This is a genomic window from Arthrobacter sp. PM3, assembly GCF_003352915.1.
Taxonomy (GTDB): Bacteria; Actinomycetota; Actinomycetes; order Actinomycetales; family Micrococcaceae; genus Arthrobacter.
In genome coordinates this window covers 2,639,272-2,652,760 of the sequence record NZ_CP022314.1, presented here as the reverse complement: position 1 = coordinate 2,652,760, position 13,489 = coordinate 2,639,272, and the positions used below count along the sequence as shown (strand labels likewise).

The 13,489-nt window shown below is 69.8% G+C and carries 9 protein-coding genes; 6 read left to right on the top strand and 3 right to left on the bottom strand.

Going from position 1 to position 13,489, the window contains the following annotated elements:
- Window positions 1–19: 19 nt before the first annotated feature.
- Window positions 20–1,459, bottom strand: a complete 1,440-nt coding sequence (locus CFN17_RS12105; protein WP_261792182.1) for a phenylacetate--CoA ligase family protein — start codon at window positions 1,457–1,459, stop codon at window positions 20–22.
- 261 nt (window positions 1,460–1,720) lie between these two features.
- On the opposite strand from CFN17_RS12105, the gene CFN17_RS12100 reads away from it, so the two are divergent.
- From CFN17_RS12100 to CFN17_RS12075, 6 genes are all read left to right on the top strand, one after another.
- On the top strand, window positions 1,721–3,157 hold the full coding sequence (locus tag CFN17_RS12100) for a flotillin family protein (protein WP_208747941.1): 1,437 nt from the start codon (window positions 1,721–1,723) through the stop codon (window positions 3,155–3,157).
- Window positions 3,158–3,190: 33 nt separating this feature from the next.
- A complete protein-coding gene (locus tag CFN17_RS12095; protein WP_208751469.1) occupies window positions 3,191–3,430 on the top strand; it encodes a hypothetical protein in 240 nt (79 codons plus the stop codon).
- Between the two features lie 359 nt (window positions 3,431–3,789).
- The gene (locus tag CFN17_RS12090; RefSeq protein WP_208747940.1) at window positions 3,790–4,986 is read left to right on the top strand and encodes a glycosyltransferase family 1 protein; all 1,197 of its coding nucleotides are present in this window, start codon (window positions 3,790–3,792) and stop codon (window positions 4,984–4,986) included.
- 191 nt (window positions 4,987–5,177) lie between these two features.
- Window positions 5,178–7,340, top strand: coding sequence for an EAL domain-containing protein (locus CFN17_RS12085; protein ID WP_261792462.1), 2,163 nt, complete (start codon window positions 5,178–5,180; stop codon window positions 7,338–7,340).
- 174 nt (window positions 7,341–7,514) lie between these two features.
- Window positions 7,515–9,635, top strand: a complete 2,121-nt coding sequence (locus CFN17_RS12080; RefSeq protein ID WP_208747938.1) for a bifunctional diguanylate cyclase/phosphodiesterase — start codon at window positions 7,515–7,517, stop codon at window positions 9,633–9,635.
- A gap of 144 nt (window positions 9,636–9,779) precedes the next feature.
- Window positions 9,780–11,696 carry a bifunctional diguanylate cyclase/phosphodiesterase gene (locus CFN17_RS12075; RefSeq protein ID WP_208747937.1) on the top strand — a complete coding sequence of 639 codons (1,917 nt, stop codon included), beginning with the start codon at window positions 9,780–9,782 and terminating at the stop codon, window positions 11,694–11,696.
- Between the two features lie 118 nt (window positions 11,697–11,814).
- On the opposite strand, the gene CFN17_RS12070 is transcribed toward CFN17_RS12075, so the two are convergent.
- Complete coding sequence (locus CFN17_RS12070) at window positions 11,815–12,117, bottom strand: excalibur calcium-binding domain-containing protein (protein WP_261792181.1); 303 nt, start codon at window positions 12,115–12,117, stop codon at window positions 11,815–11,817.
- A gap of 105 nt (window positions 12,118–12,222) precedes the next feature.
- Window positions 12,223–13,071 (bottom strand): SDR family NAD(P)-dependent oxidoreductase, encoded by an 849-nt coding sequence (locus CFN17_RS12065; protein ID WP_208747936.1) that lies wholly within the window; start codon window positions 13,069–13,071, stop codon window positions 12,223–12,225.
- Window positions 13,072–13,489: the final 418 nt, after the last annotated feature.

The following is a 13,489-nucleotide window of genomic DNA, read 5'->3' as shown; positions in this document are numbered from 1 at the left end:
ACGGCCGGGACGCAGCAGCTCACCCCGTCCAGGCGGACCAGACCTCGCGGAACTTGCCGCTGCGGTCCGGCAGGGGCGGCTCATCGGCAAACCGGACCTCCACGACGTCGGCCCCCCGGGCGGCGAAGAACGCACCCAGGCGTTCCGCAACCGCCGTCCGCACGGCCGCCGTCGTGCTTTCCGGCCAGAGCTCGAGCCGCACGGTCAGCTGCCGCGGCCCGGTGCGGATGGCCTGGAACCGCCGGACACCGGGGGTTTCCTCGATCACGGTGCCCAGCGCCAGCGGCAGCACCGTTACCGCTCCCCCGCCGGCGGCAAAGGACAACAGGTCGCCGCTGCGGCCCTCGACCCGGAGCGCGGGGAACGGGCTGCCGCAGGCGCACGGGGCCGCGGCCATCTGCACCCGGTCGCCGAGGTTGTAGCGGATCAGCGGCTGGACCCGGTTGGCCAGGTTGGTGACCAGCACCGTGTGGGAGAGCTGCCCGGCCGGGACAGGCTGGTAGTGCTCGTCCACCGGCTCCACGATGTACCAGTCCGCGTTGACATGGAACTGTCCCAGCCGGCACCGGCTGGTCAGGGCCAGTGCCTCCGAAGCCAGGTAGCGCACCGTGGTGCGGCAGCCGAGGGCCGCCTCGATGGCCGCCGCATCGTCCGCCGCCAGGGCCTCCCCGGAGGCGACCGCCATGACCGGCCGGATCCGGAGCCGGCCCGCCTTCTGTTCGGCGGCCAGTTGCAGCATGGCGCTCGGATACCCGTAGAGCATGGTCGGCTGGAATTCGTTGAGCTCCGCCACGAGCTCCGGCAGCGGCCGGAGGACGGAGAAGACGCGGAGCCGCCGGGCGATGGACGGGCTGCGGCGGCGCGCCATTTCCGTCATGACGACGCCGGCAAAATGGTCCCCGTCGGCGATCAGCGCCGCGCCCCGGAGCCCCCGGCGCAGGAACGCCCGGATTTCCGCGGCTGACACGAGGGTCCGCCGTTCGCGGATCCGGGCGAGCAGGTTGGCCACGAGCCAGGAGTTGCGGTCATGGACCAGGACCGCGGGCTCTCCGGTGGATCCCGACGTCGTCAGCACCAGGTACCGGCCGCGGTAGACGGTGCCGGCACGCGCGGGCTCGCTGAGGAGATCCGTTTTCAGGCCGGCGAGGGTGATGTGGGGGTCGGTCACCCAGTCGTCGAAGTTGTCCATAAGCTCGCGTTTGCCTACCGGCGGCAGTTCGCGCAAAACCGCGAGCAGGTCCCCGCCGGGCTCGGTGGCGGCCTTTGGGTCGGGGACGTCCCGGTACAGGCGGCGGTAGAAGGGCGAGGCCGAGCGTGCGTACTCCACAAGCGCGGCGAGCCGCTCGCGCTGGCGCCGTTCGATCGCGTTCTGGCCGGCCCGCTCAGCCCGCCAGATGTCTCCCGCAATCGCGCTCATGGCTGCCGTAGCGGCCAGCCGGGCCCGGAGGCGCATCGCCATCCCCCTTCACGGGCCCGCGCCCGCGGTGCCCGCCCTCCCACGCTGGCACGGTGCGGGGCTGCTCCGACAGGGGCTTTCGGCACCGCCGGGAACTGGCACGGCCGGATTGCTGGACTTCCAAGCATCAAGGACCCCAGACTGTGTACAACAGCTGGCTGGGGCGGCGCCTTCGTTCACGCCTTCCACGCCGGCCGGGACTGCCAGCAGCATCGTTAGGGGCTTTGCTTTCCACCTTTTCCACCGCCGTGAAGGGACCTGGTCATGCCGGACTTGTCAGCGTTCTACCCGCTCATTTCGATCATCCTGGGCGCGGCCGTCGTCGTCGGCGTCATCTGGGTGGCGACGAAACTGATGTGGAAGGTGGCCGAACCGAACGAGGCCCTGATCATCTCCGGCCTGACCCGCGGCACCCTGGACACCCGGGAGGGGATGGACTTCAAGATCGTCACGGGCAAGGGGGCCCTGGTGCTTCCCGGCCTCCAGACTGTGCGGGCGCTGTCGCTGACGCTGAATGAAACCGAACTCAAAGTCTCCTGCGTGACGTCCCAGGGCATCCAGGTAATAGTTGAAGGCGTGGTCATCTACAAGATCGGGGATGCTCCGCCGTTCATCGCCAACGCCGCGCGGCGGTTCCTGGGCCAGCAGCCCAAAATGGAGAGCCAGGTCTACAACGTCTTCGAAGGCCACCTCCGCTCCATCATCGGCAGCATGACGGTGGAAGAAATCATCCGCGAGCGCGACAAGCTGGCCTCCCAGGTCCGCAGCGCCAGCGGCGTCGAAATGGAGAAGCTGGGGCTGGTGGTCGACTCGCTGCAGATCAAGGACCTCCAGGACCCCACGGGCTACATCCAGAACATCGCCATGCCCCACATCGCCCTCGTCAAGATGGAGGCCCGGATCGCCGAGGCCACCCGGAACCGGGAGGCTGCGGAAAAGGAAGCGGAGGCCGAGGCCCTCATTGCCGATGCCCGGAGCGTGTCCGCGATCCGGCAGTCGGTGGCGCAGGCCAACGCCGAGCGCGCCAAGGCGAACGCGGCCCAGGCCGGCCCGCTGGCGGACGCGACGGCACGCCAGCAGGTGGTGGTCCAGGAAACCGAGGTGGCCAAGCTCGAGGCGGACCGGGAGGAACAGAAGCTCCAGACCACCATCCGGAAACCCGCGGACGCGAAGGCCTACGCCAAGCGCACCGACGCCGAGGGCCAGAAATCCGCGGACATCAGCGCCGCCGAGGCCCTGGCCCGGCGCACCGAGCTCGAGGCCCAGGCCAACGCGCGCCGGACCGAACTGCAGGCCCAGGCGAACGCGAACGCAGCAGCCGCCGCAGCCGGGGCCACCAAGGTCACCGGAGAGGCCGAGGCCGCCGCCACGAAGGCACGCGGCGATGCCGCCGCCTCCGCGATCCGGGCCAAGGCGCTGGCGGAGGCGGAGGGCATCAAGGCCCGGGCCGAAGCGCTCGGCACCAACCAGGACGCCGTCATCTCCCAGCAAATGGCTGAGAACATGCCGGCAATCATCGCGGCCGCGGCCGAGCCGTTCGCCCACGTGGGCCAGATGACTGTCCTGAACGGCGGCGAGGGAATCAACCGGATGATCGGCGGGGTTTTGGCACAGGTGGGCGAGTACCTGCCGGCGCTCTCGTCCGCGCTCAAGAACGGCCGGAGCGCGGCCAAACGGGAAGCTAAGGCACCGGAGGCGTAGGGCCGGGATGGGGACGGAAATCCGGGGCGCATGATGCACAAGGATGTTGACCGGAGCCTGACCGGGAAGATCGGCCGCGTCACCGGACGGATCGGGCCGGGCACCATCGGCGAGGTCATGCTGCCCGTCCGCGGCGGCACCAGCGCGTTCCACGCCCATCCATTCGACAAGAGCAGCGTCTTCGCCGTGGGCGAGCAGGTCCTGGTCATCTATTTCGAGCCGCCCCAGACCGTTTTCGTCGACGAACTCCCGGACGTGCTCAAGCCGGGCTGAGGGGCTCTGGACGCTGCGGGGCGGCGGGCGTATCCTGAAGTTCCGTCGCCTCTGGAGGTATTTTCAGATGGAAGGCAATACGCGTGAGCCCATCGGGCCGGCTGCCAGGTTACCGAAGGTTTCCGGCATGCAGACCCGCGGCCCGGTCGGGAACTGGCCCGATCCGCTATAGCCCGTCCTTCCGCCATGCCGCCCGGCACCGCCTATAGGTCGTGGTGCGCCGTCAACGCATGACGACGATCGCTCACGCCCTCCCCGCGATGTTGCGCTGATTTCTTCGCCCGTGTGTTAACCCGATCTTCCCCTGCCGGTTACGCCCGCTCCCCCGCGTCGCAAGCCGCCGCCCCCACCGTGGAGGGGTGAGGATCGCAATCGTCGCCGAATCATTCCTGCCGCTCATGAACGGGGTTACCCACTCCATCCTGCGCGTGCTGGAACATCTGCAGGAACGCGGGGACGAGGTGCTCGTGATCGCCCCGTCCACGCCGTCCACGAAGGACACAGTCGTCCCGGACGAAGTTTACGGCGCCCACGTCCACCGGCTCCCGTCGGTTCCGCTGGCCGGCTATGCGAATGTGCGGGTGGCGTTAGGCGGTGTGTATCGGGTCAAGCGAATCCTTGCCGACTACGCACCCGACGTCGTCCACCTCGCGTCCCCGTTCGTGCTCGGCTGGCGGGCAGCCCAGGCCGCCCGCCAGCTAGGAATCCCCACCGTCGCGATCTACCAGACCGAGGTCCCCGGCTACGCCTCCCGGTACGGGGTCCCTTTCCTGGAGAACTGGGCCTGGAGCCGGGTGGAGCAGATTCACCTGCTGGCATCGCGGACCCTGGTCCCGTCCACTTTTGCGCTCAACCAGCTCCGCGGCCGCGGCATTCCGCGCGTGGACATGTGGCGGCGCGGCGTGGACACCCGGCGGTTCACCCCGGACAAGCGCGACGCCGAGTGGCGGGCTTCCGTGGCCCCCGGCGGCGAGCGCGTGATCGGCTATGTGGGCCGGCTGGCGGCCGAGAAGCAGGTGGAGGACCTCGCCGTGCTGGCCGATGTTCCCGGGACCCGGCTGGTGATCGTGGGCGACGGGCCGCAGCGGCCGGCCCTGGAAGCGGCGCTGCCGGACGTCGTCTTCACCGGGTTCCTCGGCGGCGCGGACCTGCCCCGGGCGGTGGCATCCTTCGATCTCTTCGTCCACCCCGGCGAGTTCGAGACCTTCTGCCAGACCATCCAGGAGGCCATGGCATCCGGCGTGCCCGTGGTGGCCACGGGCCGGGGCGGCCCGTTGGACCTCGTGGAGAATTCCCGGACCGGATGGCTGTACGAACCCGGCGACCTCGCCGCGCTCCGCGCCCGCGTGATGGACCTGATCGGCGACGACGCCAAGCGCCGTGCCTTCGCGGCGGCCGCGCACGCCGCGGTCCAGGGCAGGACGTGGTCCGCTCTCAGCGCCGAGCTCGTGGGTCACTACAAGGCCGTGATCGGCCATCCCGAGGCCGCGTCGCCCCCGGCACCCCACTCCCGCCCCGTTGCCCTGTCACTTGGGGCGGCCAGACCACGGGTTTAAGCGCGGGCTTAAGCACCAAACGTCATAGCGCAACGGGGATTGGTGGCTTCCCTGCGGGCGGGGTGGCGGCCGGGGTGCTGCCCGGCCCGCCGTGTTGACTGCCCCGGGCACCGTCCGGACGCCTATGATTTCCGGATGGGAGGGGTTTGAATGGTTTGTTGGTGGTCTCAGGCTCGCCCGGCGGTCGGCGCGTGACGGCGCCGTCGTACCCGGCGGAAGCGTCCGGCACGGCCGGCTACGGGCAGCTGGCAGAGTCCAGCCCCGATGCCCTGCTGGTACTGGCCGAGGACGGCTCCATCCGGATGGTCAATCCCGCCGCCGAGCGCCTCTTCGGGTACGCCCGCGGGGAGCTCGTGGGGTCGGACCACCGCAGGCTCCTGGCCGAGGGGTTCCGGAACGGCTTCCAGCGGATGTTCTTCAACCTCCGCCGTGATGCCGGGGCCGACGCCGGCGCCACAGTTCCGGTGGACGCCTACGGGCTGCGCCGGGACGGCACGGAGTTCCCGGCCGAAGTGGCCTATTCCCTCCTCAAGACCGGCCCCGACACCGACACCGCGAGCATGGTGGTCGCCGTCCGGGACACCTCGCACCGGCCGGAGACCGACGACAGCCTCCGCGAGGCGATGTCGCTGCTGACCGCGACGCTCGAATCCACGGCCGACGGCATCCTGGTGGTCAGCAGCGAGGGCCAGATCGCCGGCGTCAACAACCAGTTCCTCACCATGTGGGGCATCCCGCGGGAGCTGCTGGCCACCCGGGACGACGACGCCGTGTTGGCGTTCGTCCTGGACCAGCTACAGGATCCCGCGCAGTTCGTCGGCCGCGTCGAATCCCTCTACGCCGATCCCGCGGCCGAGAGCCACGATGTCCTGAACTTCCGCGACGGCCGGACGTTTGAACGCTATTCCCGGCCGCAGAAGGTCGCGGACCAGGTGGTCGGCCGGGTGTGGAGCTTCCGCGACGTCACCGCGGCCAAGGTGGCGCAGGACCGCATTGCCCACGCGCTGGCGGATCTCGCCGACCAGTCCGCCCAGCTCAAGGCGCTGGCGTTCACGGACAGCCTGACCGGGCTGTCCAACCGGCAGCTGTTCAACAACTATCTCGAAACCGCCCTCGCCGGCCCGTGCGGCACCGCCGTCGACGTCCTGCTCCTGGACCTGGATGACTTCAAGGAAGTCAACGACATCCTGGGCCACCACGCCGGAGACCAGATGCTGATCGAGGTCGGCCGGCGGCTGCGCACGTGCGTCCGCCCGAACGACGTCGTGGCCCGGCTGGGCGGCGACGAATTCGTCGTTCTCCTGGTGGGTTCGCTGGATCCCGAGGCGGTCGCCGCCCGGATCGTCGACTCGCTGCGGGTCCCCGTGTGGATCGACGGGACCATGCTCCGGCCCAGCCTGAGCCTGGGCCTGGCCTCCATCAGCGAGGACGCCGTGGACGCCTCCGAGCTCCTCCGGCGGGCCGACGTCGCCATGTATGCGGCCAAGGCGGCGGGCAAGAACCGCTACAAGCGCTTCCGGCCCGAGATGATGCAAGCCCTGCTGGACCGCAACGATCTCGAAGCCGGGCTGCGGCTGGCCGTGGACAACGGGCAGATCGCCGTCCACTACCAGCCGATCATCTCGGCGGCTTTGGGGAAGGTGGCCAAGGTCGAGGCCCTGGCCCGCTGGGAGCGGGACGGGGTGCTCGTGGCGCCGAAGCAGTTCATCCCGGCGGCGGAACGCAGCGGCCTGATTGTCGAGATCGGCACCGAGGTGCTGCTGCGCGCCTGCACCGAGCTCAAGCCCTGGCTGGACGAGGACGCCTCCCGGTCCCTGGCCGTCAACGTCTCCGGCGTCCAGCTGCAGCATGGAGACTTCGCCGAACTGGTCCTGGCCGTGACGGAGTCCTGCGGCGTGAACCCGCGCCAGCTCGTCCTGGAAGTCACGGAGAGCGTGTTCTTCGAGGACGACGCCCACGTGATCCGGCAACTGGTGACCCTGCGCCTGGCCGGCGTCCGCGTGGCACTGGACGACTTCGGCACCGGGTTCTCCTCGCTGGGGCGGCTCCAGGACCTGCCGGTGGACACGCTGAAGATCGACCAGTCGTTTGTGGCCATGATCCGCACCGGCACGGAACGGCTGCCCATCCTCAACGCCATGATCGGGATGGCGCACGGCCTGGGCCTGACCGTCACGGCCGAGGGCGTGGAAACGGCTGCCCAGGCCGAATACCTCATGAACCTGGACTGCGATTGTCTGCAGGGCTTCCTGTTTTCCGGGCCCCGTCCGGAGACCGGGCTGGGGCCCGGCCTGGACCGTGCGGCCCGGGCCATCGCCGCGCTGCGGGGCGAGCGGGTGCCCGGGAACCGGTGACCGCGGGAGATCCGCCGGTGATCCACGGCCCGGAAAAACTCGGGGACGGAAGTGCAGGCCGGAACTACTGGGCCGATGTGCTGGACATTGGGCCGAAGGACCCTATGATTCAGGGAAATGCGTTGACCTGGCATTCTGTCCGGGAACTTGATCGCTGAAGTGAACATCCGTCGCTTGGGGGCCGGTATCGTCGTGGGAATTGGGTTTGGTGAGGCCCTGCTGGAGCAGGGCCCTGACGCGTCTCTGCTGCTGACCTCGGACGGCACGGTCGCCTTCGTGAACTCGGCGGCGGAGCGGCTGTTCGGCTATCCCCGTGAGGAGCTGCTGGGCGTGCAGCACACCGTCCTGCTCGCGGAAGGGGAACGCGGCGGCTTCTTGCGGGTCTTCGGCCGGCTGGGCCGCAAGAGCCGCGCCGGCAGCCGGCCGTTCGCCGCCGTCGCCCGGCGCCGCGACGGTTCCGAACTCGCCGTCGAGATCACGTGCTCTCTCGTGACGGTCGACGCCGGCACCGCCATGGCGGTCGCCGTCCGCGACGCCGGGCACCGGGAGGACGCCGACGCCGGCCGCCGGCTGGCCGTCTCCCTTTTGGATGCGACCTTGGAGACGACGGCGGACGGGATCCTGGTGGTCTCCAGCGAAGGCCAGATCACCGGGATCAATGACCAGTACCTCAAACTGTGGGGCATGCCGCCGGAGCTGGTGGCCTCGGAGGATCCGGGCGCGCTGGTCCGGTTCATCGCCGGCCAGCTCGCGGACCCGGACCACTTCCTGGAGAAAGTTTCGGCGCTCTACGCCGACTCGGTGATGCAAAGCCACGACGTCCTCGAGTTCGCGGACGGCCGCACCGTGGAGCTGTACTCGCGGCCGCAGAAGGTGGCGGACAAGATCGTCGGCCGGATCTGGAACTTCCGCGACATCACCTCGCGCCGGCGTGCCCAGGACCAGGCCCGCCGCGCCATCGAGGAACTGGCCGAGCAGGCGGACAAGCTCAAGGAGCTGGCGTTCCAGGACCCGCTGACGGGCCTGGCCAACCGGATGCTGTTCAACGAGCGGGCCGCCGCGGCGCTGCTCACCCCGGAGCCCGTGCACGTGCTCCTGCTGGACCTGGACGACTTCAAGGAAGTCAACGACGTCCTGGGCCACCACGCCGGGGATGAGATGCTCGTGGAGATTTCCCGGCGGCTGCAGAACTGCGTGGGCCCGCACGGCACCGTGGCCCGGCTCGGCGGCGACGAGTTCGTGGTCCTGCTGGTGGGCTGCCACGACGCCGACACCGTGGCCCGGCGGGTGGTCAGCACCCTGAACGCCCCGGTCTCCATCGAAGGGACCCTCATGCGACCGGGCCTGAGCCTGGGCGTGGCGTCCCGCGACGCCGTGACCAAGACGTCCTCGGAGCTGCTGCGGCAGGCGGACCTCGCCATGTACGCGGCCAAAGAAGCCGGCAAGAACTGCTACGTCCACTTCCAGCCCGAGATGCTCGCCGCCCTGCTGGAACGCACCCAGCTGACGGCCGGGCTGCGGCGGGCCGTGGAGCTGGGGCAGATCACGGTCCACTTCCAGCCCGTGGTCTCAAGCGACCGGCTGGACGTGGTCCAGTTCGAGGCCCTGGCCCGCTGGGAGTGGGAGGGCGCGCTGATCGCGCCGGATGACTTCATCGAGACGGCCGAACGCAGCGGACTGATCCGGGAGATCGGGGCCGACGTCCTCCGGAGCAGCTGCGCCGAACTCGCGCCGTGGCTTGCGGAGGACCCGTTCCGGAGCGTGGCCGTAAACGTCTCGGGCGTGCAGCTGCAGCACCGGGACTTCGCCGAGCGCGTCCTGGAGATTGCGGCGTGGACCGGCGTCGACCCCCGCCAGCTGGTGCTTGAGGTCACCGAGAGCGTGTTCTTCGACGCCCACTCGGACGTGATCGGCCAGCTCGAGACCCTCCGCGACGCCGGGATCCGGGTGGCGCTGGACGACTTCGGCACCGGCTATTCGTCGCTGGGCCGGCTGCAGGACCTGCCGGTGGATGTGGTGAAGATCGACAAGTCCTTCGTGTCCATGCTGCACACCGGCGCCGAGAAGCTGCCCATCCTGACCTCCATGATCCACATGGCCCACAGCCTGGGGCTGAAGGTCACGGCCGAGGGCATCGAAACCCATGCCCAGGCGAGGTACCTCATGGACCACGGCTGCGATGCCCTGCAGGGGTTCCTGTTCTCCCGCCCCGAGCCGGCGGGCCGCAGGGCACGGGCTGTCCGGAACGCGGTGGCGTCCATCGCGGCGCTGGAGGGCGTGCCGCTGCCCGGGTAGCGCTTTTCGACACATTTGTTTCGGGCATGATGACCATCACGCCCGGGGAGCCTGCACCACATATGATGCAGGAAGCGCAGCGCGCCTTGTTCTCCGCAGGGCCGCCGTCATCCGTATCCGTCGCCTGGGGGGCTGTCAATTATCGTGGAAACTGGATTCGCACAATTACTGCTGGAGCACAGTCCTGACGCACTGCTGCTGGTCGGCCCGGACGGGTCCATTTCCTTCCTCAATCCGGCCGCGGAGCGGCTCTTCGGTTACTCCCGCACACAGCTCCTGGGCGCGGACCACAGCCTGATCCTGGCCGAGTCCTCCCGCGAGGCGTTCCACGGCGTCCTGGCCGGCCTGGCCCGTCCGGGCGCACCCGGAACGGTTGAAAGACAGTCTGCCGGGACGGCTGACAGGGAACCTGCCGGGACGCGTCCGCCGTTCGCCGGGTCCGGGCGCCGGGCCGACGGCACCGAACTCCCGGTCGAGATCACCTGTGCCCTGGTCCCCGGTGCCGGGGCAGGGACGTCCGTCGCGCTGTCCGTCCGCAGCGCCGGGCACCGGGCCGCGCCCCTCCCCGCCGGTTCCTACGCCGGGCACGACGCCGAGCACGACGCCGGCACCCCGGCCGCGTCCGGAACCTCGCCCGGGCGGGCCCCCCTCGGCGGCACCGCCGGCAGCTCCGTTGGCAGCTCCCTGAGCGGCGACTTCGTCCGCCGTCGTCCTGCCGGTGCGGCCGCCGCCCCGGCCGCATTCGCCGAACACGACGACGAGCTCAAGGCCGTGGTCCTCCGCGACCCCTTGACGGGCCTGCCGAACGGTCCGCTGTTCAACGAGCGGCTCGCCGCCGCGCTGCGCCGCCCTGACCCGGTGGACATTCTGCTGCTGGACCTGGACGACTTCGGGCAGCTGAACGACATGCTGGGCCGCTCCGCCGCGGACGAACTGCTCGTGGAGATGGCCAGCCGGCTGCGCAACTGCGTCCGCCCGCACGACACCGTGGCCCGGCTGGGCGGCGACGAATTCGCCGTCCTGCTGACCGAATGCCTCAACGCCGACGCCGTGGCCAAGCGGATCTCCCATGCCCTGTACGAGCCCCTGCGCGTCGGGGCGACCATGATCCGGCCCGGTGTGAGCCTGGGCCTGGCGTCCAAAACGGCGCAGACACTGGACGGGGCGGAGCTGCTGCGGCAGGCCGACGCCGCCATGACCGCCGCCAAAGCCGGCGGAAAGAACAACTGGCTGCGGTTCCGGCCCGAGATGCTGAACACGCCCGTGCACAAGGCCGACGGCGAAACCGGGCTCCGGCGGGCCGTGGAGCTGGGGCAGATCTCGGTGCACTACCAGCCGGTGGTTTCCCCGGGCATCGGCTCGGTGGTGCAGTTCGAGGCGTTCGCGCGCTGGGAACGCCACGGCCGCCTCGTCCCGCCCAACCAGTTCCTGCCCGTGGCGGAGCAGAGCGGCCTCATTCGCGAGATCGGCGACGAGGTCCTGCGCCGCGCCTGCGCCGAGATCCGGCCCTGGCTGGCCGGCGACGCCGCGTACAGCGTCGCCGTGAACGTCTCGGGCCTGCAGTTCCAGCACCGCGACTTCGCCGCGGACGTGCTCGCGATTGCCGGGACCACCGGCGTCGACCCTCGCCAGCTCACGCTCGAACTGACCGAAAGCGTCTTCTTCGACGCGTCCTCGGACGTGCTGGGCCAGCTCCGGCAGCTGCGGGAGGCCGGGGTCCGGATCGCAATGGACGACTTCGGCACCGGGTACTCCACGCTCGGCCGGCTCCGGGAGCTGCCCCTGGACAAGGTCAAGATCGACCGCTCCTTCGTGGCCATGATCAAGACCGGACAGGAGCAGCTCCCGTTCTTCGGCACCATGATCAATGCCGCGCACGCCCTGGGGCTGAAGGTCACGGCGGAAGGCATCGAAACCCCGGAGCAGGCCAAGTACCTGCTGGAGCGCGGCTGCGACTCGCTGCAGGGCTACCTGTTCGCCAAGCCGGCCCCGGCCAGCGACCTCGCCGGGACCATGGAGAGCGCCCTGACCGCCCTGGACAAGGTCGACGCCGGCCGGTGACCCTGCCGCGGCACTGCAGCGCCGCCGTCGTCTGCCTCCCCCGATGCCCCCATTGGACGCAAACGGCCGCTAAGCAGCATGGCTTAGCGGCCGTTTGCGGCGAATCGCCCGGCGGGACCTAGCGCTTTTCGCAGGCGATGCCGTCGTTGTCGCGGTCGAGGTCGTGCTCGCCCCAGTGGCGGGGTCCGGCGCCGTCGTTGTAGCTGTAGAGCGTGTTGTCGACGCGGAACGTGGTGACCGGCTTGCCGCTGGTCTTGTCCCGGGCACCGGCCCGGCCGACGCCGTGCGGGTAGACCTTGTTGAGCTCCGTGCAGTTCTTGTAGGACTTCGGCGCGGGCGCGGCGGATGCCGGCACGGCCGTGGCGCTCAGGACGACGGCGGTCCCCGCCAGCGAGGCAATAATCAGTTTCTTCAGGCGCACGTTTGGGCACTCCCCCAGGTCGAAGCCCTCAGCCGCGAGTCGGCGAGGGGCAGGGAAATGCTATCCCAGGGGGACGCGGTTACCGAGAAGGCTCAGCGGAGAGGCTCAGGCGGGCCGCTCCAACTTGTCGCGGTCCTCGGCCACCATGGCCTCGCTGCGCTGCCAGAGGGCCTTGGCCAGGCCGGCGTCGTACGCCTGCTTGTTGGCCTTCGCGAGGGTCCGCTTCGCGTAATAGGTCCCGGAAACCCAGTCGTGCCCGGGGGTGGTGTTGGCGAGCCACACGAGGGTGTCCGCGCCCTGCTCCGGGGTCAGCATGAAGCGTTTGAGGAATGACGTGTAGGCCCAGCGCATGGGGCTCGTGGAGTCGGCCGCGAAGTTGGTGGCCACGCCGCCGGGGTGGAACGCGGCCGTCGAGATCCCTTCCGCGTTGTAGCGGTTGTGGAGCTCTGTGGTGAAGAGGATGTTGGCGAGCTTGGCGTTGCCGTAGGCACGGTTGGTGGAGTAGCCCCGGGCGGCGTCGAGGTCGTCGATGTCCAGCTTGCCGAACAGCGAGTTGGCCACGCTTGAAGTGTTGATCACGGTGGCCTGGCTGGCGGTGAGCACATCGATGAGCCGGGTGGTGAGCAGGAACGGGGCCAGGTGGTTCACCTGGATGGTCTTCTCGTGGCCGTCCACGGTGAGCTCGCGCGGGCCCATGATGCCGCCGGCGTTGTTCGCCAGGACGTCGATCCGCGGGTACTTCTCCTTCAGCTGCGCCGCCAGGGTGCGGACCTGCCCGAGCTCGGCGAAGTCGCAGACAAAGTGGTCGGCGCCGAGCTCGTTCGCGATCGCTCCGATCTTCCCCGCGGAACGCCCGACGACGACCACCCGATCCCCCTGCCGGGCGAAGGTCCGCGCTGCGGACGCCCCAATGCCGTCGCTGGCTCCGGTGATGACGATGGTGCGCTCAGTCATTGAGTGTCCTTAGAACGAAGTGGCCGGCTGATCTAGGGAATCCAGCCCCGTCGCATTCTAACGATCCCACCTCGGAGAACGTTCCGCCGGAGCCGGGGCTTTCCCGTGAGGATGCTGGGAGTTCCCCTCCCCCTATGACGCTCCCTCGGGTGTCGCAGTCACGGCTGTGATCCTCCCTCAGGTTCGGCGGTCCTGAGGATGATCCTCCGTCAGGTTCGGCGGTCCTGTGGGTGACGCTCCCTCAGGTTCCGCGGTCCTGAGGGTGACGCTCCCTCAGGTTCGGCGGTCCTGGGGGTGACGCTCCCTCAGGTGTCGGGTTGGGGGGGTGCGGGTGGTGAGGGAGGGTCCGGTCCGGGGGTGCGGGTGGTGAGGGAGGGTCCGGGTGGGGGTGCGGGTGGTGAGGGAGGGTCCGGGTGGG